Origin of the sequence: Erysipelothrix sp. strain 2 (EsS2-6-Brazil), assembly GCF_016617625.1 — a bacterium.
Taxonomy (GTDB): domain Bacteria; phylum Bacillota_I; class Bacilli_A; order Erysipelotrichales; family Erysipelotrichaceae; genus Erysipelothrix; species Erysipelothrix piscisicarius.
In genome coordinates this window covers 235,853-255,442 of sequence record NZ_SBAR01000001.1, presented here as the reverse complement: position 1 = coordinate 255,442, position 19,590 = coordinate 235,853, and the positions used below count along the sequence as shown (strand labels likewise).

Genomic DNA, 19,590 nt, shown 5'->3' with positions numbered 1-19,590 from the left:
TCTTTTTTTATATCTGCTTGCGATTGTGCGTGTATTCACATAGTTTTTATCATGGATTTTCAAAAATAGGGATTGATTGATTGGGTTTTTATAAAAATGTGGTATTATCAATTTAGAGTTAAGAAGGGATGTACTCAAAGTACAGTTATGATAAATATGGAAAATTTAAGGTTAATTAAACCCAAACATATCGTTGGAATTGTTGTTGGTGCGTTGTTTTCAGCGCTGGCAATTAAGACCTTTGTTCGTCCCGGGAATTTAATTCCCGCTGGAGCTGGTGGATTAACAATCTTATTACTGAAAGAGAGCAGTCGATTATTTGGAATAGAATTGTCTTATGGAATTATGTTCTTCCTCATTAATGCTATTGTGTTGATGTTTGTATGGAAAAAACTCGGTCGTCGTTTCCTTGCATTATCTTTTTTACACGTAGGATTGGTGTCGTTATTTGTTGAATTATTACCTACAGTTTCCGTTTTGCCAAATGTCGATCCGAACGATCAATTGATCCTCCTGGCAATTTTTGGAGGGGTCATGAATGGGGTTGGATCGTCATTTGCCTTAAAAGTAGGTGGTTCTGCAGGGGGTACGGATTTTGTCGCAATCTATTATTCCATGGTTAAAAATAAGCCAATGTGGGATAAGATTATGTATTTCAATATTACGTTACTGATTTATTCAGGCTTTGTTTATGGTTGGATGCTTGCGTTGTATTCAATTATTTATCAATTTGTATCGACACAGGTTATTGATCATTATCATGATCGCTATAAGTTGTCGAGTTTACACATTATTACCGATATCCCTACGGAAGTATCGGAGGCGGTAATGGCTGTTACACGTCATGGGATTACCAAAATTGATGGTATTGGGATGTTTAAACAAAAATACAAAGCAGTTCTTTATATTGTTGTGAATCAGTTTGAACTTGCATGCATCATTGATGCGATTACGCATACAGATCCAAAGGCGTTTATTGAGATTTCATCTGTAGAACGTATTGAAGGAAATTATCGTCAGAAACCTCTGGAATAGGCATTTATGCTTATTCCTTTTTATATTTGTTGATGGGTCTTGCATAAGTACCGATAAAATGCATGATTTTCATTGCATTTTGGGATCAATTAGTTTAAGATATAGGCACGATTATCAAGAGTTGAGGTAGAGAGTTAGCTCATTAACCTCATACCAACCTGCTAGTGCAAGGTGGTACAGCTAACAACGATAAGAAGCTATAGATGTATTTCTGAGCCTTAGTGTTGTTGCTAGGACTTTTTTTTATGTCGTTAGAAAAGAGGCTAGTATGAATTTAGTATATTTTACATCAGAGAGTGTTACGGATGGTCATCCGGACAAGATGTGTGATCAAATTGCCGATGCAATTTTAGATCAAGCATTAAAACAAGATTCCAATTCTAAAATGGCAGTAGAAGCGACCATTAAAGATAATTTTGTTTTAATTTATGGGGAGGCGAATACAAAAGCAGTGATTGATTATGCACAGGTTGCGAAAGATGTCATTGCAGATATTGGTTATCCTGAAGATTATGAAGTCATGGTAAAGGTTAATAAACAGTCATCTCAAATTAATAACGCGGTTGTTTCCCAAGAAAATGTGGGAGCCGGAGACCAAGGAATTATGTTTGGATTTGCATGTAATGAAACCGAAAACTATATGCCCCTTCCGATTCATTTGGCACATGCTTTATCAAAACGTTTAAGTGATGCGAAATCAGAAATTGATTGGCTTTATCCGGATGGAAAAACACAAGTTACAGTGGCATATGAAGGGAATGAACCGAAGTTTGTGCATACTGTTTTAGTGAGTGCATCTCATCGTGCAGGCATTGATCACGAAACCATCGAGAACACCATTATGGAGTCTGTAATCAAACCTGTTATTGATTCAAAATGGATTACTGAAGAAACACGTTTTATTGTGAATCCAAGTGGTGAATTTAGTATTGCGGGTCCTTTTAGTGATAGTGGTACGACAGGTCGTAAGATTGTCGTGGATAGCTATGGTGGGTTTGGCCGTATCGGTGGTGGCTGCTTTAGTTCAAAAGATCCATCCAAAGTGGATCGCTCAGCCGCTTACTTCTCACGTTATGTCGCTAAGAGTGTGGTTGCGGCAGGGCTTTGTGATAAAATTGAATTGCAATTAAGTTATGCCATTGGTTTATCTGATCCTTTATCGATTCATATTGATACATTTGGAACGCATAAACGTCCTGAATCAGAGATTTTGGACATAATAAAAGCCAACTTTGATTTTAAAGTCGGCAATATTATTTCGGAACTTGATTTATTACGTCCAATCTATCGTAATACCGCTAATTTCGGTCATTTTGGTCGCGATGGGTTCCCATGGGAAGTCATTAAACCCCTTAAGTTTTAATAATTATTTCGGAGACTTCTTGTTTAAGAAGTCTTTTTTGTGTCGCTATATCTTTGGGTAAGGTGTAGACTTCGGTGGCACGCAGTTCAAGATCTTTGAACTGATAATGTTTAAACTGGGTTGTGTAGGGAATCTCTTCATCGGATAATTGACGTAAGTAAGCTTTACCACGTGAATTCATCCCTAAGACCCGCACTTGTTTTAAGGGACGTTCAAGATCCTTGGAATAATTTAAAAGGATATTCATCAAGGTTCGTTGGATCCGTGATCGTGTATAACGTTTTGAGGTGCATGTATCAATTAAATCGGATAGGGGTAAGTGTCGATGTTTGATAAATAGATTTTGAATGCCTTCCGATACGAGTGAATTTTGACTGAGTGTCTCTGATGATTGTACCGAAAGCAAATAACGTATGTATGGTTCATATTCTTCGAGTCGATAGGTGGTTAAGGCATTAAGATTTAAGGGTGTTGTATGGCTTACCGATGTGCCTTCGTGATGGGCCTTTCGGATTGCTGAGGCACTTGCGATATTAGCGGTGATTGAAAGATCATGGTAGGTGTTGGTACGCTGAATGGTAAGAGGTGTAATGCCATACTTTTGACATGCTTGTACATAGTAAACCCCTAAAATATCATTGGCTTGGTGGTTTGATGTGTTTGCGGCATGTGCAAAGGAGTGACCTTGTTCAAGCAAACGTTTATCAAACTGTGGTTCTGCTGGTAAAATATTTGTTTCTGAACCGAATACGAGTGATTGAATTTGTACATGATTTAAGATTTCAACCGCTTTTGACGCAAAAACATCAGCACTTTGAAGTGTATAAAGTGTGGGTAACTCTAAAACGAGATCAACGCCTGCATCCAGTGCGGCTTCGGTACGAACCCACTTATCCAAATATGCCGGTTCACCACGTTGCACAAAATTGGGAGACATAACCGCAATTAAAACATCACTATTCGTGATTTCGCGTGTCTTTTTAATATGGTAAACATGACCATTATGTAAGGGATTATACTCAACTATAATCCCCGTTGCAGTGAGTTTCTTTTTCATATTTGTATTTTATCACATATTCATGAAAATAATGTAAAAAACGAGGTAAGAAGTCTTGAAGCATGGTACAATGTACATATTAAAATGAGGATGATTGCATGAGATTACGTAAAAAAGAGTGGAGCTCAGAAGTCTTTGAAACTTTTGCAGACTACACAGTAACAGAATTTGAAACAATTAAAGGAAATTGGAAGGAAGCACTCGGTAGTGAATTGCTTCATTTAGAGATTGGTTCGGGGAAAGGCGATTACTGGCATCAGTTATCGGCCCTTTATCCAGATCGTGGTATTGTTGCGATGGAGCGTGATTTTACGGCTTCTTCGATTGCATTGAAAAAATTAGAAAACAATCCTGGAGATCATAAGAAGTTTATTTATGGTGACGCCGAGAATCTGAATGATATGTTTGCGCCCGGTGAAGTGGATGTGGTTCATTTAAACTTTAGTGATCCATGGCCGAAGAAGCGTCATACAAAACGTCGTTTGACGTATAAGGATAAATTGGATGAATATTATTCAGTCTTATCGGAAAACGGCGAGATTTGGATGAAAACAGACAATGTGGGTCTTTTTAACTATTCACTTGTGAGTGTTGGCCAACATAAGTTTGAACTTGTGGAGGTGGATGTTGATTTTAGAAGTCATGAACATGAAGATCCATTTACTGAATATGAACGTAAGTTCCACGAAATGGGACAACCGATTTTTAGAGCGATTTGGAGGAAAAAATAATGTTGAATGAAAAACAATTAAATTGGTTTGAGACCTTAACACAACTTGATGGAGTGAGTGGTCATGAACATCAAGTAGCTCAATATTTATTTAACGAATATTCAAACTATACGGATGAAATTCTCCGTGACAACTTAGGAAGTATTCTTGCGGTACGTCGAAGTAAGAAAAAAAATGCACCTAAAGTCTTGGTTTTAGGTCATATGGATGAGGTTGGATTTTTAGTTCGAGAAGTTACTGAGACCGGTGTATTAAAGATTCATCCTGTTGGCGGTTGGTTTAGTCAAGTGCTTTTAGGTCATCGTGTACGCGTGACAACACGTCATGGTGAGGTTTATAATGGTGCGATTGGTGCTACACCGCCTCATATGCTTTCAGCTGAGGATCGTTTAAAACCAATTCAAATTCCTCAAATGACTGTGGATGTTGGGGCTACAACACCTGAAGAAATACATGCGATGGGTATTCAAGTTGGTGATATGGTTGTGGTTGATGGTGAATTCAATGTCTTAAACAAAGGGAAACGTCTTTTGTCCAAGGCATTTGATAATCGTTATGGATGTGTAATGGGCTTGGATTTACTTGAAGCATTAAAAGACCAAGAATTCGATTATGACCTCTATGTTGGATGTAGTGTTCAAGAAGAAGTTGGGTTGCGTGGTGCACAGACGGTCGCAAACCTTGTGAAACCCGACCTTGCCATTATTCTTGATTGCTCGCCTGCAAATGATGCTTTAGATTCAAAAGCTATCGGGAAACTGGGTGGTGGTGTCTTGGTTCGTGTAATGGATGGTAATATGATTGCGACAAAAGATTTGATCTATAAATTTGTGGATATTTGTAAAGAACATGATATTAAGCACCAATATTACTTTTCACCAGGTGGGACGGATGCAGGGGCTGTACACAAATCAAATTCAGGGGTTAAAACGTTAACATGTTGCTTATGTGCACGTAATATTCATACATCCAGTTCAATTTTGGATACGGATGATTATTTAGCGGCGCGTGAAGCGTTATTACACTTTATTGATAAGAAGACATGGGGTGATGTCATTGCGTAAGTTAATGACTGCATTGGTACTGTTACTTCTTGTAAGTGGTTGTACACCAGCAGCGGTAAATTATGATGACCTTGTTAAGAGTGCATTAAGTCGACCAATGCCTGAGGCGACAAATCATAATAAAAAATACTATCGTTATTATTTATTGCCTGATGTGGGGATTAAACAATCAACACAGATTTCAACGCTTTATGAAATTGATCGTAAACCCATCATGCTTGATTTGGATGTTGCGAATATTGTAGCGAAACGATATACCGAAATTTCAGAAAATACTGAGGGAAAAGAAAAAGGCGATCAAAAAGAAGATTCTAAAATTCAATTTTCCTCCTTAATCAAAGAAGAAGCGGTGTCCTACCGGACAACGGGGACTTATGTAGACGGTTCAGATAAGGAACAACATTTTATCTTTAGCATCGTTGATCTCGAAAAAAACAAAGCTGTGGTCTTAGAGAATGGTCAAGTTGATATGATGGCAATTGTGAATGATGCCAATATGGATATGATTGTGCAATCAATGTTTACGACAATGCGAAGCATTACCGTAAATGAAGATTTAGTAGTCCAAGATTTCTCAAAGAAAGATATTATTACATATCATGAGCGATATGAAGAATTCTTTGAGCATGCGATACCAGAATCTGGAGCAATCTCGGATATAATTGATAAGACAGCTCCAAAAACGGAGTAGGATAGAAAGGTAGAGGTAATATCATGTTTCGTCGTTTAGCATCAGTTTTATTTAAAGAAGAAGAAATTGTTATTGAAGAAGAAATTTCTGATCATGTTGGTGAAGTGGAAATTCCTGAGTTGAAACCAATTCTTCCCAAAGAAAAGAAAATTGTAGAAAAGCCCAAAATCGTAACAGAACATGTTGATATAACAGAAACTGTTATACGTGAAAAGCCTATTACTGATATGACTCCTGACGAGGTAGCGAATACAGCCAGTGAGTTAAACCGTAAATCACGCATGATTACGGCTGATGATGACCTTGCAAAACGTAAGATGGAGCGCGCTAAAGTAGCACGCACATCCGAATTGGAAGTCAAAAAATTTGAATACCAACGAAAAGATATTATCAGTCCTATGTACGGAGGCCCTTCACAACCTTCAGAGCCATTGGATATTCCCAAAAAGAAGTATCCATCAAAGCATGTGCCTGTTGCGGAAGTTATTAGTCCAATGTATGGAAAAGTTCAAGAAGAGTCAAAAGCAGAAACACGTAAAATTGATGAATCCCTTATGGATTTACGTGTTGATGATATTATTTCAAATGAAGGAAAAGGAGAAACCGTTCAAGTTTCTCTGTATGATTATTTAGAAGGAATTGATGAGCATGAAGAATAAACCAATTTATTTTATTGGTATTAAAGGGACAGGTATGGCAGCATTAGCACGTATCTGTTACAAAATGGGATATGAAGTGATGGGGTCTGATATTGATCGTCATTTCTTTACAGAGGATGCACTCAGAGCGTTAAACATCCCAATCGTTCCATTCAGTAAAGACAATATTAAAGATAATACAGTCGTTATTATTGGTAATGCCTTTTTAGATGATCATGAAGAGGTTCAAGCTGCGAAAGCCAATCCAACTGTGGAGACGTATCGTTATCATGAATATCTGGGTAAGATTATGGATTCTTATCGTACCATTGCGGTAAGTGGATCCCATGGTAAAACAACGACAACGACACTTTTACGTGATATGTTGAGTTATTCCAAAGAAACTGGATATCTTATCGGTGATGGACGCGGAGATTTGCAGCGTGATGATGAATACTTTGCGGTAGAAGCATGTGAGTTTCGTCGTCATTTCTTAGCCTATAAACCTAAGATTGCGATTATGACAAATTTCGAGATTGATCATGTGGACTATTTTAAATCGGTTGATGATTATTTATCAGCGTTTAAGGAGTTTGCTCAGAATGTGGAATCGTTAATCATTGTCTGGGGTGATGATCCACATTACCAAGACCTAACATTCGATGTGGAAACGTGGTCTTATGGTTTTGGTGAAGGCAATAAAATTCGTGCAACCGAACTTGAGAAAACAACCACTCACAGCATTTTTAATGTTGAGGTGGATGGTAAGCATGTTCACCGATTTACCCTTCCAATTGTAGGCGATCATATGATTTTGGATGCACTTGCAGTGATTGCAGTGGGGCTTTATGAAGGCATTGAACCCAGCGATATTGAAGCAGGTCTTCAAACCTTTACCGGTGCGAAACGCCGATTTGTCATCGAAACGGGTAAAGAGAATGTCTATATTGACGACTATGCGCATCACCCAACTGAAGTTCGTGTAACACTTGAAGCAGCACGAACACGTTATCCGGATCGTAAAATTGTTGGTATTTTTAAACCACATCGTGTAGGACGTGTGTATTATTTCGCAGATGAGTTTGCGGAAGCGCTAAGCCTTGCGGATGAGGTGTGTTTATGTCCATTCACAAGTATCGATGATGCGGAAGAAGGAATTGATATTGATATTACATACCTTCAAGATCGCATAGAAGGCAGTCATGTTGTTGATTTAAATGATCAAGATTTGGACCTGCTTGAATCCTTTGGACCAGCAGTTTATGTGTTTATGAGTTCCAAAGATATTTATGATTTAAAAGATGCATTGAAAATACGTTTCAACGATTGAAAACTTTTTCATATACAGTTATAATGACATTAGAGAGGTGATAGAATGGATGCATTAATTCAGAATTTACGTGAAGTATCAATCTTAATTGCACCAATTGTGGGTGTTGTTTGTTTAATTATATTGGCAATGATTTTGTATCGTGTTTATGTTGTTGTGAGGGATTTGCCGAAAACAATTGACCGTGTAAACGGTGTTATTGACTCGACACAAAGTTCAGTGGATCAACTTCAAGCACCTTTAAATACATTAAATAATGTCACAAATACAGTGGATTTAGTCAATCAATCAGCCGTTAGTGCTGTCAGCTCGGTCGCAAGTTATGGGGCCAAGCATTCGGATACCATTGTAAATTGGACAAAAGATTTCTTCGATAAACGTCGAAATGGCCGAAACCCAGAGAATTCGGATGTTCAAAAATCTGGAGATGAAAAAGAGGAGGATTTTGGAATTTATGAGTAAATATGATGAAATTTTAAATGAACTTGTTTATCAAATTGATGATGTTGTATATAACTTTTATAGTGAAAGTAATGAAATTATTGCCACTAAAAATGGTCAAGAACGTCTTTTAACGTTTAGAGATAAAACATTAAATACCATTAATGATATGAATGTCCGTTCATTGGAAATTATTGCAAGCTTTAAGGATAGTCAACTTATTCAAGAACGCACAGAACATTTACTTGTTAAGAATAAAGATATTGTGGATTCCGCATTAGAAGTGCTTCGTGCAGCTCCAGAACGTAATGAATTCTTTGATGATCTTGGTAATCTTGCGTCGGGATTTTTTGAATCCGCAAAGACTACATTTCAAAAAGTTGAAGAATCTGAAACGTTTGACCGCTTAAAAGTAGGGGCACTATCGGGTTTAAAGAAAATGCAAAAAGGATTGGATGATCTTTCAAAACATCCAAGTGTTGTTAAAAGCACTGATATTGTAAAAGAAAAAACAAAAGAGGCTGTTGATGCTGGCGCTCAAATTGTCAAAGATACCACAAAAAACGTTACGGATTGGTTATCTGAACAAGAATTAAAGGCTAAGGCTGAAAAAGTCTCAAAAGAAGTTCATGCAGGCGCTGAAACCGTTAAAGTTAAAGTTCAAGATGGTGCAGAAAAAGTTGCTGATTTTGTTGAAGAAACCGTTGAAACAAAAGCTCAAGAATTTGAAGAAAACGCATTTAGTTTCCTGGATACGTTAGAAGAAGAACTGGATCAAGTATCTAAAGATGCTGAATCCATGATTGAATCTTCAAATATTGTGGAAGCGGCAGAAAAACAAGTTCGTGAACTCGATAAAAAATTAGATGAAGTAAAAGAGGATGAAGAAGTATGAAACGTGTAACGATTTATGATGTAGCGAAAGAAGCAGGGGTATCACTCGCTACTGTATCACGTGTAATCAATGGTCTCGAAATTGTTCGTGAAGAGACACGTGTTAAAGTAGAAACTGCAATTGATAAATTAGGATACAAACCAAATGCTATTGCCCAAGGCCTTGCTTTACAAAAAACTACGACGATTGCGTTACTCGTACCTGAAGCAAGTTTTGGCTATACCGGTCAAATCATCAATGGTTTGATTGATGTCGCAAAAATTTATAAATATAATATTATGCTTCACACAATGACCGAAGGTATTGTGGATATTAAAGATGTTATTGATGATATCATTAAATCTCGTGTGGATGGTGTAATTATCTATAATGATAAACTTATGGAAAATGAATTGGCTGAATTGAATAAATATCAATTCCCAATCGTAATTATTGGAAATAAAATGTCTGATAAACAAATTTCATCTGTTTATGTTGATATTGAAAAGGCAGTTTATGAACTGACAATGCAAAAGATGCAAATGGATCCTAAAAATCGTGTTGCGGTAATTCAAGACCGTAAAAATGATTTTACTACAAACCAAATGGTTTCTGGGGTACAACGTGCATATAAAGAATTAGGCATCGATGATGACGGATATATTGAAATTCCTGTAGAATATCGACGTTCCTATGACTATTTCTTAGACCATATTGAATCCATGGATTACAATTTCTTAATTGCAAACCGTGATTCTCAAGCGATCTCCGCAATGAATGCAGCGCATGAGCGTAATATGAATATTCCTGAAGATTTAGAAATTGTATGCTTAATTGATACGAAATACAACTCAATGGTGCGTCCTCGTTTATCAAGTTTCGCAATTCCATCGTATGATCTTGGTGCCGTGGCAATGCGTGTTCTTACCAAGATGCTCAATGAAGATGAGGTTGAAGATAAAGAAATCGAACTCAGTTATCTTTACACACCACGTCAATCAACCAAAAACTAAAAGACCCTAAGGTCTTTTTTTTATACCCAAAAACATATGATTTGTGACTTGTTCAGAACTTCGATTCAAAATACCATAGTAGTGTAAGCGTTTTCCGGGAACGTATGCACACTTGAAAGGGGATATTTATGAAAAGAAATTCTAGATTTAAGTCTTATCTCAAGACAACACTTGTGGTTGTCACCAGTTTTTCGTTACTATTACCTTTTTTTGTAATGCCATCTCACGCACTTGTAACGGGGGATGGAACGGATGAGGTGAATGAAGCATATCACGAGGGTCTATCGCTTCAACCGTTATCACCTGCATTTCGACTTGAAACATTGATGAAATGGAGTCCAGAAACTGATCCTGATGCTGAATTAAATCGATCAACCATACCGTTAAATACCAATCGTTTTAAAGGGCATCAAATTAATGATCTTGCGCATCCCGATGCAAAGATCACGAATGCGGCAATCATTAATGCAAATCATGACAGCTCACCATCAACGGGCGGTAGTGATTTTAATATTTACGCATTTGATAACTGGCAGTACATTGATTCCCTTATATACTGGGCGGGTACGGATGAAGGGATTTTTGCGTTGCCTTCACCAGATATCGTTGATGCGGCGCATAAAAATGGGGTACCGGTTTATGCTACGTTAGGATTTCCTTGGGGAAGTGGTCAACCCGACTCCCTAAAAGAACTTGAAGCCATGGTCCAACAAAATCCTGACGGTTCATTCCCAGCAGCTGATAAGATGATTGAGATTGCTCAATATTTTGGCTTTGATGGCTATTTCTTTAACCAAGAGACGTATGGTTCCAACCAGCGTGTAGCAAATCAATTGAATGCAATGTTGCGTTATATGCGTCAAAAATCAAGAGATATGGGTTACCCAATAAATATCTCGTGGTATGATGCTATGGCAAATAATGGGAACGTGAGTCATCAAAATGCCATCAATCAATATAATGATTTATGGATGAAACCGGTTGATCACGATAATGACTTTGGTGTTGATGAATTCTTTATTAACTATAACTGGCAAGGTCGTGTGCAAGGAACTTCAGACTACTTAAAATCAATCGGTCGTGATCCTTTTGCGGCTTATACCGGTTTTGAAATCCAACAACGTTCACATAAAACAAATATTGATGCACGGACTTTAATTGGTACGGATAAACGTATTTTATCATCCATTGCATTGTATGCATCCAACTCAACCATGGGGCTTGCGAAAGATCCTGAAGATTTCCATAACCAAGAAAACATCTTATATACAGGTCCACAAGGCGATCCAACTTTAGCGGATGATTCCCAAAATTGGAAGGGGATGTCACGTTATGTAGTGGATAAATCTGTAATTACCGGAACTGAATTCCAAACAAGTTTTAATTCAGGTCACGGACGTAAATGGTTTGCAGATGGTGTTTTAGCCCGTGAAGGCGCATGGCATAATCGCGCAATTCAAGATATTATGCCAACATGGCGATTCTGGGTTAAAGATCTCAAAGAAGGTGTGCCACGTGCCGCCATTGCTTACGATTTTGATGATGCGTATAATGGCGGCAATTCTTTAAAAATAGAAGGTGATTTTAAAGCAGGGGACGCCAATGAAGTGATGTTATATAGTACCAAATTAAATGTAACCGATACGACAAAAATTGATATCGTTACCAAAACAACTCCGAATACATCATTAAAATTAGGGGTATCTTTTCATGAAAACTATAAAGACCACAATGCAACACATTTTACGCTTGCATCCGATGAAAACGGATGGGTACGCCATACGATTGACTTAGCGGATTATAGTGGTTCTGTTATGTATGCATTAAGTTTAAACGTTGGAGCTAATCAAACGGGACCGATTAAAGTGAATCTCGGTCAAATTCAGGTCTATACAAACACCGCACCGCTTCTAGCAGGTCCATCAAATATTGTTGTTACAGAACAATTACTTTCGGATGCACGTATGGGCCAATTTAGAGCGACATGGGACACGGTAGAGGGTGCCAAGTACTATGAAGTCTATCAAGTCAATAATGACGGTGTAGCCGTATTATTAGGAACCAGTACAAATAACCATTTCTATGCGGATAAGATCACCCGAAGTGATGCGAATGCATTTGAAGACAATCATACAACCATTCAAATTAAAACAGTTAATAAAGAGGGGTATCGTGGTGAACCAAGTGTAGGTCGTTTTGATTGGGGTGTCGATTTAAACCGAAGTGAAGTGGTTGAGATGGAAGTTCCGGTCAATGTAGCATTAAATGCGGAAGTTACTGGTGTCAGTCACCAAAACGATGCGGAACCAGCGTCAAAAGCACTGGATGGAACCGCACAAGGAAACAGTAAATGGGCATCATCACCTAAGAGCAGCGGTTATATGGATATTAAACTTGATGCTGCACGCACCATTAAACGTTGGCGTGTTGAACATGCTGAGTATGGCGGTGAAGCGAAAGACATGAATACGATTAACTTCTCGCTACATTATAAAAATGAACAGGGAAATTGGGTCCTCGCAAAAGAAATACGAAACAATCGTGAAGCGGTGACGGATGTCTTGTTGGATCAACCGATTACGGCTCAGGAATGGAAATTAAAAATCGACTTAGCGGGATCATCGCCATGGCAAGCCGTTCGAATTTATGAATGGCAGATGTTTGAAACAGATTCTTTCCCAAAACCGAATAATCTACTGCTTAGTCAAGTAGAAGCAAAACCACAATCAAATGGGATTGGATCCTTAACATTTAAACATGTTCCCGAAAAAACAACGATTCATCTCTACCGCAAACTTGAGGATACAAAACCGGTTCAATCTATTCGAAATGAGAAAAAAGGAACGGTTGCACTTAAAGAATTTAATTTTAAGGAATACGATGGTTTAATTTATTACACCATTCAACCCGATTTTTCAGAGGAAAGTTTTAAAAACAGTATTGCCTTTGAAATTCCAACTGAAACCAAGGCCTTGACCTCAATTCACATTACAAGTGATGTAGGGGAAGCTGTGACAGTACCGTTTATGATTAAAAATAGTGTTGGTGAAACGGTATTTGAGGGGATAAGTGGTGCAGATCATCTCCAAACGGAATTGCTACTGGGACAATACACACTGACACTCAAATCATTACCGAAAGGATATCCGGATAATGTCCGTGAGTATGCTTTTGATGTGAAAGGTGATGTGGCTCTTGATGAAGTCCTTATCACACTGGTTCAATCGAAATCATATCAAGCACTGGTTACACAGCTCAAAGCATATCAAGCGCTTGATCGTAAAATCTATACTGAAGCATCCCTTCAGCTTGTGGATGCCGTGATCAATGAAGCACAATCACTGATTGATCAAGAAAGTAGCCAAGAAAACGATTATCAAATGATGGTTACCACGTTGACTGATGCAATTAAACAACTCGAAAAAATTCAAAATATTGAGTATGTGAAACTTCAAGAACGTCTGCATGAAATCGAAGCGATGGATCGAAGTGTCTATACGGAAGACTCTTTAGCTAAACTTGATGCAGTCTACGAAGAAGCTAAAGCGTTGGTTTCAGGTAATGAAGGAACCGAAAAAGACTATGAGTCAATGCATGAACGACTCCATGAAGCACTGGAACAGCTCGTGTTAAAATTAGACACAAAAGCACTTGATGCTCTCATTGAAGAAGCAGCATCCATTGATATCAAGCTTTACACAGACGCGAGCATCGCAACACTTAAAGATGTGCTGGAACATGTTAAAGCATCACGAAATGATGTAGACAGTCAAGAGGCGATAGATGCATTGGTACAAACGCTACAGGAGGCCATGGATGGCTTAAAACGTATCCGCAATACAGAATACCTCGAGGAATTGATTCAAGAAGCAGATGCAGTTGATCTAAATCTCTATACAGAATCCAGCCTCATTCGTCTTCATGATGCACATAAACACGCGCGTACGATTGCGGCATTAGAATTATCAACGCAACAAGATATTGACGATGCAGCTGAAAACTTAAAACACGCCTTGTCACTGCTTGAGCGAATTGATAACCCTCAAGATTGGGAAGCCGTTGATGAACTCATGGAAGTCCTTGATGAACTTGAGTCAAACCGTTATGACGCGTCATCCTTTAAAGCCCTGCATGAATCCATTGAAACTGTGAAAGCAATGCGTGGAAACCATGATCTCCCCCAAGATGAGATTGATGCACTTGTGGATAAACTTCAAGATGCAATCTTAAACTTAAAACCAATTAAGCTTGATGAAGCATTGATTCAGCGATTGGAACAACAAATCGAAGAGGTGCGCAATCTTGATGAATCAAAGTATACTGAAGCAAGTTTCTCAAAATTTGAAAATGCACTTCAAGAGGCAAAGGCAATCTTGAATCGAATTCAAGGGCGTCAATTTAGAAGCATTGCAATACCCAAACCTGTTTCACCAGAAGAGTTGAATCAGGCAGTGGAAAATCTCGAAAATGCAAGGAATTCACTTGAACTGAAAGATGTAGTGGTAGAACCTCAAGAACCAGAGGAAAAACCAGAGGAAAAACCAGAAGAAAAGCCAGAAGAAAAGCCAGAAGAAAAGCCAGAAGTGAAACCGGAGCAAGACACAAACCAAGTGGACTCCGTAGATGGCACTTCCAAACTGGAAAATAATGAAGTCACCGCGACTTCGACACTTCCTAAAACAGGAGTTTCAAATGCTAACCTTTACAATGGCATTATTCTATTAGGGTTGGGAATTGCATTAAAACGACGTCATAATGATTAATTGAAGAGAGGGGAAACCCTCTTTTTGTTACGTTACTCGATACTTGTTACTTTGTTATCAAAGTAAATCTTAATAAAAATTTAATTTTTGGTTATATCCTTGACAATAAATGACCAAGAGCGTATTATTGTACATGGTCAGTGATGACCGGTTGAACACCAAATATTCTTTACCCCCCCACCCAAGATATTTGTGTGATTCAACAACTTCATTGAAAGGCGCAGCGTGCGTCTTTTTTTCTATTACAAGGAGGTTTCAAATGATCGTTAAATATCTCGAGGATGATCAATTTAAAGAGGCTAAAATCTGTCATGTTCGTAATACCGTTCGTTGTTTTGTCATGAATGAATTGGGACAGTGTGCGATGATTTTGATTAAAGGCCAGGATTTATTTGGTAAACGAAATCACTACGAATCACCCGGTGGTGGCATTGAAGTTGGTGAGTCGATGGTTCAAGCGGTTCATCGCGAAATTCATGAGGAACTGGGATATGAAGTTGATTCAATTTCATATCTCGCAAGTATTGTGGACGTCTATAATTTATTAAATCGCACAACGGTGCATAATTATTTTGTCTGTTACATTACAAAAAAGACGCATTCAGCTCGAACGCGTCTTGAAGAACAGTTATTTGACGATGTTATTTGGTGTTTCCCTGAAATGTGGCTTGAAACACTCAATCAGCCTCAAGAAGGGGTTAATGAGCTGGTTCATGCACGAGAGCGGGTTATGATGCGTTATTTCTTAGATCAACAAGAAATGTAATGGGACTAAGCGGTGTTTCATATTCTAAGGTCTCATAAGGCAAGTGGGTTGAGACGATATAATCACGAACAGCCACATACTCTTCATAACCGCCTTCATGTTTTAAATAACAAGCGATAACTAAAAAATCAGTCAGCAAAGGTATAATAATTTTGAGGGAAGCGACCGTCGTATGTGATGTTGTGATGATCGACTTATCGCTTCGAGGCAAGTATCCAAGATTGTAGATAGCACCTGTAAAGGGTGCTTTTTCTTTGAAATTGACACGACTGTGATCGGAATGAATATAGGTTATATTCGTGGATCCTTGATTCAGTTTTTTTGCACTTTCGATCGCTTCTTCTTGAATATCAATTGCATATACATGACCTGCTTGTGACGCAAGAAATTGTGTATCATAGCCATTACCACAGGTCATATCAACAACAACAGCGTCATTGTTGAGGAATTGTTGCATCCATTTATGAGATTGTTCTTTATGATTCATAATACCTCCAAAAAAAAGCCCTATGCTTGTGGGCTTTTTAAAATAACAATCATTACATCAGGATTTGATAAAAGGCGCATTTCAGGTTCTTTTAAACCAATTCCTGAAGAGATGATGAGGGTTGTTTCATCAACCGTTTGACGTTTATTAATATAATCTGAGGACTCGGTAATCGATCCAATGAGTGGTAAACGAATGTAACCACCCATGGTTTTTCCAGAGAGCATCAGATCGACTTCAGTATCATCAAACTCTTTAACATTATCCGGATTATTGGCAATGGTAATGTTGAAGATGTCTTGGGATGTTGAAGGGTAAGGGAACTCAGTTTCTTTGTTGATGTCATTGTTTGCATCGATTCCAACGAGTTGAATCGATTCATTGGTAAAGTTATGAACATCAATTTTAGTATTTGAAATAAGTTTGAATCCACTTTTCGTTAACACAGCCTGTGTTACTTCGTTTGCTTTACGGATATCATTTTCACCCAATACCGCATACTTACCAAGTTTCGCATTCAACTTACTTAGTTTTTCAATCATTATAGTTTGTTCTTTTTCTGATGGTGCTGCTTTAAATAGATTACCACCAAAAATAATCATATCTGGCTTAAACGAATCAAGTTCTTTTAAGGCCTTATCGAGATTATCATCATGACTGTACACATCGGATAAAAATCCAATCGAAAAATTGTTAAAGGATGCAGGAATGCGTGTTGATTCCACCATTTCAATACGCAACTTAACACGCTGGGGTGCAAAATGTGTCATTTCTAAATAGATTAGAGATGACGTAATTGCGATTAACCCCAGTAAAACCGCTAACTTTTTTTTACTCATGCTTTACGCGGTTGTTGAGGTTTTGGTGCTTTTGGTGATTTTGGTTTTTTAGCATCCTTTTGTTGTTTCGGTTCGTGATTTGGTTTGTTGTTATTTTTTTTCTGTTTTTTTACAGGTTTCGCTTCTTGAGTCGTGTTTTCTTTTTTTGATTCACCTTTAACCGGTGCCATTGCTGTTTTTTGATTTAAGATTACAGGAATAACAAGTGGGTTACGTTGTGTATGTTTGTATAAGAATGGCTCAAGCGAACCACGGATTGTGTTTTTGATTTCCCCGAAGGTAACTTTTTTTGTCATGCGTTTTTTTAACGCTTCATAGACAACAAGCTCAGCTTCTTTGAGTAATGTTTGATTTTCTTTAATAAATACAAATCCACGTGTCACAATCGTTGGTTTACATAAAATTTTATTTTGACGTGAATCGATGGTAACAACGACTGAAACAAGACCACTGTCGGATAAAATCTTACGATCTTTAAGAACAGCTGTGGATAAACCGCTGGAATCATTGCCATCAACATAAATATCGTCTGCTTGAATTCGTGTATCGCTCATAAACGCAACACCGTCACGAAGGGCAACGACATCACCATTTGAACAAATAAAGATGTTATCTGGATCAACACCCGTTTCGATTGCTGTTTGACGGTGTGCTTTTAGCATCTTGTATTCACCGTGCATTGGCATAAAGAATTTTGGTTTGATTAATTGAAGCATCAGTGTTTGTTCTTCTTTTGAAGCATGACCTGTTGTATGAATTGAATTTAGAGGTGAGTTCGTGAGAACATTTGCCCCTGCACGTGTCAATTGGTTTACAACATGGGAAACACTGGTAGCATTTCCAGGAATTGGGCTTGAAGAAAATACAACAGTATCGCCAGGCATAATGCTGATTTGACGGTGTGTTCCATTCGCAATACGGCTTAGAGCAGCGAGTGGTTCACCTTGGCTTCCTGTACAAATAATACAGGCTTGATCTGCAGGTAATTTGTTTAATTGATGCGCATTAACGAAATGTTTATCCGCAGCATCGATATGTCCAAGTTTACGAGCAATATTTACAACGTTATCCATGGAACGACCAAAGATTGCAATTTTGCGGCCATCCGCAATAGCTGCTTCAATAATTTGTTGAACGCGATAAACATTTGAGGCAAACGTTGCGATAATGATGCGTCCTTCCGTTTTATTGAAAATGCGTTTAATTTCGCGACCAACTTCTTTTTCACTGATGGAAAATCCGCTAACTTCCGCATTAGTTGAGTCACTCATCAATAAGGTCACACCAATCTCGCCCATATATGACATGATTTGGTAATCAGGATTATTTCCAACCGGTGTTAAATCAAATTTGAAATCTCCAGTTGAAACAATACGACCATTTGGCGTATTTACAAGAACACCAAGAGCATCTGGGATTGAGTGAACGACATTAAAGAATCCAATAACAAAATGTTTTGTTTTAATGGTAGATTTTGAATCAATTTCTTGAATCTTATGTTTTGTTCTTATTTTACGTTCTTCAAGCTTGCGCTCAATTTGTGCTTTCGCAAATTGAGGTGCATAGATTTGAGGAACATTAACTTTTTGGAGTAAGAAAGGAATTCCACCGATGTGGTCTTCATGGCCGTGTGTAATCACAAGCGCTTTGACTTTCTTTTGATTGCGAATTAAGTGAGCATAGTCTTGAATGACATAATCAACACCCAATAAGTTTTCTTCGGGGAACATTACCCCACAGTCAATAATGATAATTTCATCATCATGTTCAATACAGTACATATTTTTACCGACTTCGCCCAAGCCACCTAAAGCATAGACTAGGGTATCGGTTTTTCTTAATTTCATATTTTTTTCGTCCATATAATCTCCTATTCTATGATTTTAAGTCCTTTTTCAGCCATCCATGGGTCCTTTGAATCAATGTGATCGTAAAAGAGCACACCATTTAAATGATCAATTTCATGTTGTAAAACAATTGCTAAGATGTCTTTTGCGACAATCTCAATACGTTGGTCTGTAATCATATCGTACGCTAAAACTTTGATGCGTTGACTACGACGTACGAGGCCAGGATAATCTTTCCGAATGGATAAGCACCCTTCACCATAACTGAGCGCACATTGTTTTACTGAGTGAGAAACAATCTTAGGATTCACTAAGGCATATTCAACGGTTTTGACATTGCCATGCTTATCTTCAAGATCAACAACAAGGGCTGTCATTTGTTTCGCAACACCAATTTGAGGTGCGGCAATGCCATTTGCTGGTTGCAAATTATACTTTTCAGCAAGTTCAGGATCCCTTGAATCACGAACATATTGCAACATGTTTTCAAGTGTATTACGGTCTTCTTCCGACAAAGGAAAAGACACCGGTTCGCATTTTTGACGCAGAACTGGGTTTGGATCTAGGACAATTGTGTCCATATTTATATCGTGCATTTAAAATTCCTCTATTCCATGATAAAAATAAATAATATACACTACATATATTATA

17 protein-coding genes are annotated in these 19,590 nt (G+C 38.0%); 12 read left to right on the top strand and 5 right to left on the bottom strand.

Annotated features, from left to right (window positions below; translation table 11 throughout):
* Positions 1-156: 156 nt before the first annotated feature.
* Complete coding sequence (locus tag EPJ89_RS01185; protein WP_228410300.1) at positions 157-1,035, top strand: YitT family protein; 879 nt, start codon at positions 157-159, stop codon at positions 1,033-1,035.
* A 268-nt stretch (positions 1,036-1,303) separates the two neighbouring features.
* Positions 1,304-2,398, top strand: a complete 1,095-nt coding sequence (gene metK, locus EPJ89_RS01180; RefSeq protein ID WP_125164682.1) for a methionine adenosyltransferase — start codon at positions 1,304-1,306, stop codon at positions 2,396-2,398.
* On the opposite strand, the gene EPJ89_RS01175 is transcribed toward metK, so the two are convergent.
* Positions 2,388-3,455 (bottom strand): tRNA(Met) cytidine acetate ligase, encoded by a 1,068-nt coding sequence (locus EPJ89_RS01175; RefSeq protein WP_200542710.1) that lies wholly within the window; start codon positions 3,453-3,455, stop codon positions 2,388-2,390. The genes metK and EPJ89_RS01175 overlap by 11 nt on opposite strands.
* 98 nt (positions 3,456-3,553) lie before the next feature.
* Between EPJ89_RS01175 and trmB the strand changes: the two genes are divergently transcribed.
* The 10 genes from trmB to EPJ89_RS01125 all read left to right on the top strand — a co-directional run bounded on the left by trmB (position 3,554) and on the right by EPJ89_RS01125 (position 15,766).
* Positions 3,554-4,186 carry a tRNA (guanosine(46)-N7)-methyltransferase TrmB gene (gene trmB, locus EPJ89_RS01170; protein ID WP_161636628.1) on the top strand — a complete coding sequence of 211 codons (633 nt, stop codon included), beginning with the start codon at positions 3,554-3,556 and terminating at the stop codon, positions 4,184-4,186.
* Entirely contained in the window at positions 4,186-5,250 is a 1,065-nt protein-coding gene (locus EPJ89_RS01165) for a M42 family metallopeptidase (RefSeq protein ID WP_200548823.1), read from the top strand. The genes trmB and EPJ89_RS01165 overlap by 1 nt, the downstream gene beginning before the upstream one ends.
* Positions 5,237-5,941, top strand: a complete 705-nt coding sequence (locus EPJ89_RS01160; RefSeq protein ID WP_125164678.1) for a hypothetical protein — start codon at positions 5,237-5,239, stop codon at positions 5,939-5,941. The genes EPJ89_RS01165 and EPJ89_RS01160 overlap by 14 nt, the downstream gene beginning before the upstream one ends.
* Before the next feature lie 23 nt (positions 5,942-5,964).
* Entirely contained in the window at positions 5,965-6,600 is a 636-nt protein-coding gene (locus tag EPJ89_RS01155) for a hypothetical protein (RefSeq protein ID WP_200548822.1), read from the top strand.
* The gene (gene murC, locus EPJ89_RS01150; protein ID WP_125164676.1) at positions 6,584-7,909 is read left to right on the top strand and encodes a UDP-N-acetylmuramate--L-alanine ligase; all 1,326 of its coding nucleotides are present in this window, start codon (positions 6,584-6,586) and stop codon (positions 7,907-7,909) included. Before EPJ89_RS01155 ends, murC begins: the two co-directional genes overlap by 17 nt.
* A gap of 45 nt (positions 7,910-7,954) precedes the next feature.
* Positions 7,955-8,371 carry a hypothetical protein gene (locus tag EPJ89_RS01145; RefSeq protein WP_200548821.1) on the top strand — a complete coding sequence of 139 codons (417 nt, stop codon included), beginning with the start codon at positions 7,955-7,957 and terminating at the stop codon, positions 8,369-8,371.
* On the top strand, positions 8,364-9,245 hold the full coding sequence (locus EPJ89_RS01140; RefSeq protein WP_200548820.1) for a hypothetical protein: 882 nt from the start codon (positions 8,364-8,366) through the stop codon (positions 9,243-9,245). Before EPJ89_RS01145 ends, EPJ89_RS01140 begins: the two co-directional genes overlap by 8 nt.
* Positions 9,242-10,237, top strand: coding sequence for a LacI family DNA-binding transcriptional regulator (locus tag EPJ89_RS01135; protein ID WP_125164673.1), 996 nt, complete (start codon positions 9,242-9,244; stop codon positions 10,235-10,237). The genes EPJ89_RS01140 and EPJ89_RS01135 overlap by 4 nt, the downstream gene beginning before the upstream one ends.
* A gap of 128 nt (positions 10,238-10,365) precedes the next feature.
* The gene (locus EPJ89_RS01130) at positions 10,366-15,000 is read left to right on the top strand and encodes an endo-beta-N-acetylglucosaminidase (RefSeq protein WP_200548819.1); all 4,635 of its coding nucleotides are present in this window, start codon (positions 10,366-10,368) and stop codon (positions 14,998-15,000) included.
* A 259-nt stretch (positions 15,001-15,259) separates the two neighbouring features.
* Positions 15,260-15,766 (top strand): NUDIX domain-containing protein, encoded by a 507-nt coding sequence (locus EPJ89_RS01125; protein WP_200548818.1) that lies wholly within the window; start codon positions 15,260-15,262, stop codon positions 15,764-15,766.
* On the opposite strand, the gene EPJ89_RS01120 is transcribed toward EPJ89_RS01125, so the two are convergent.
* The 4 genes from EPJ89_RS01120 to def are packed head-to-tail and all read right to left on the bottom strand — an operon-like array spanning position 15,729 to position 19,535.
* On the bottom strand, positions 15,729-16,253 hold the full coding sequence (locus EPJ89_RS01120) for a class I SAM-dependent methyltransferase (protein WP_125164671.1): 525 nt from the start codon (positions 16,251-16,253) through the stop codon (positions 15,729-15,731). The genes EPJ89_RS01125 and EPJ89_RS01120 overlap by 38 nt on opposite strands.
* 20 nt (positions 16,254-16,273) lie before the next feature.
* Positions 16,274-17,092: a metallophosphoesterase gene (locus EPJ89_RS01115; protein WP_200548817.1), complete on the bottom strand. Its 819-nt coding sequence runs from the start codon at positions 17,090-17,092 to the stop codon at positions 16,274-16,276.
* Positions 17,089-18,954 carry a ribonuclease J1 gene (gene rnjA, locus EPJ89_RS01110; protein WP_200548816.1) on the bottom strand — a complete coding sequence of 622 codons (1,866 nt, stop codon included), beginning with the start codon at positions 18,952-18,954 and terminating at the stop codon, positions 17,089-17,091. Before rnjA ends, EPJ89_RS01115 begins: the two co-directional genes overlap by 4 nt.
* 8 nt (positions 18,955-18,962) lie before the next feature.
* A complete protein-coding gene (gene def, locus EPJ89_RS01105) occupies positions 18,963-19,535 on the bottom strand; it encodes a peptide deformylase (protein ID WP_161636620.1) in 573 nt (190 codons plus the stop codon).
* Positions 19,536-19,590 lie beyond the last annotated feature (55 nt).

What these genes read in the sequence shown, in the direction of transcription:
- EPJ89_RS01115 (WP_200548817.1), bottom strand. Translation starts at nt 17,092, where the DNA reads ATGAGTAAAAAAAAGTTAGCGGTTTTACTGGGGTTAATCGCAATTACG.
- EPJ89_RS01145 (WP_200548821.1), top strand. Translation starts at nt 7,955, where the DNA reads ATGGATGCATTAATTCAGAATTTACGTGAAGTATCAATCTTAATTGCA.
- murC (WP_125164676.1), top strand. Translation starts at nt 6,584, where the DNA reads ATGAGCATGAAGAATAAACCAATTTATTTTATTGGTATTAAAGGGACA.
- EPJ89_RS01155 (WP_200548822.1), top strand. Translation starts at nt 5,965, where the DNA reads ATGTTTCGTCGTTTAGCATCAGTTTTATTTAAAGAAGAAGAAATTGTT.
- EPJ89_RS01140 (WP_200548820.1), top strand. Translation starts at nt 8,364, where the DNA reads ATGAGTAAATATGATGAAATTTTAAATGAACTTGTTTATCAAATTGAT.
- EPJ89_RS01120 (WP_125164671.1), bottom strand. Translation starts at nt 16,253, where the DNA reads ATGAATCATAAAGAACAATCTCATAAATGGATGCAACAATTCCTCAAC.
- EPJ89_RS01175 (WP_200542710.1), bottom strand. Translation starts at nt 3,455, where the DNA reads ATGAAAAAGAAACTCACTGCAACGGGGATTATAGTTGAGTATAATCCC.
- def (WP_161636620.1), bottom strand. Translation starts at nt 19,535, where the DNA reads ATGCACGATATAAATATGGACACAATTGTCCTAGATCCAAACCCAGTT.
- rnjA (WP_200548816.1), bottom strand. Translation starts at nt 18,954, where the DNA reads ATGGACGAAAAAAATATGAAATTAAGAAAAACCGATACCCTAGTCTAT.
- EPJ89_RS01130 (WP_200548819.1), top strand. Translation starts at nt 10,366, where the DNA reads ATGAAAAGAAATTCTAGATTTAAGTCTTATCTCAAGACAACACTTGTG.
- EPJ89_RS01125 (WP_200548818.1), top strand. Translation starts at nt 15,260, where the DNA reads ATGATCGTTAAATATCTCGAGGATGATCAATTTAAAGAGGCTAAAATC.
- EPJ89_RS01160 (WP_125164678.1), top strand. Translation starts at nt 5,237, where the DNA reads ATGTCATTGCGTAAGTTAATGACTGCATTGGTACTGTTACTTCTTGTA.
- trmB (WP_161636628.1), top strand. Translation starts at nt 3,554, where the DNA reads ATGAGATTACGTAAAAAAGAGTGGAGCTCAGAAGTCTTTGAAACTTTT.
- EPJ89_RS01135 (WP_125164673.1), top strand. Translation starts at nt 9,242, where the DNA reads ATGAAACGTGTAACGATTTATGATGTAGCGAAAGAAGCAGGGGTATCA.
- EPJ89_RS01165 (WP_200548823.1), top strand. Translation starts at nt 4,186, where the DNA reads ATGTTGAATGAAAAACAATTAAATTGGTTTGAGACCTTAACACAACTT.
- EPJ89_RS01185 (WP_228410300.1), top strand. Translation starts at nt 157, where the DNA reads ATGGAAAATTTAAGGTTAATTAAACCCAAACATATCGTTGGAATTGTT.
- metK (WP_125164682.1), top strand. Translation starts at nt 1,304, where the DNA reads ATGAATTTAGTATATTTTACATCAGAGAGTGTTACGGATGGTCATCCG.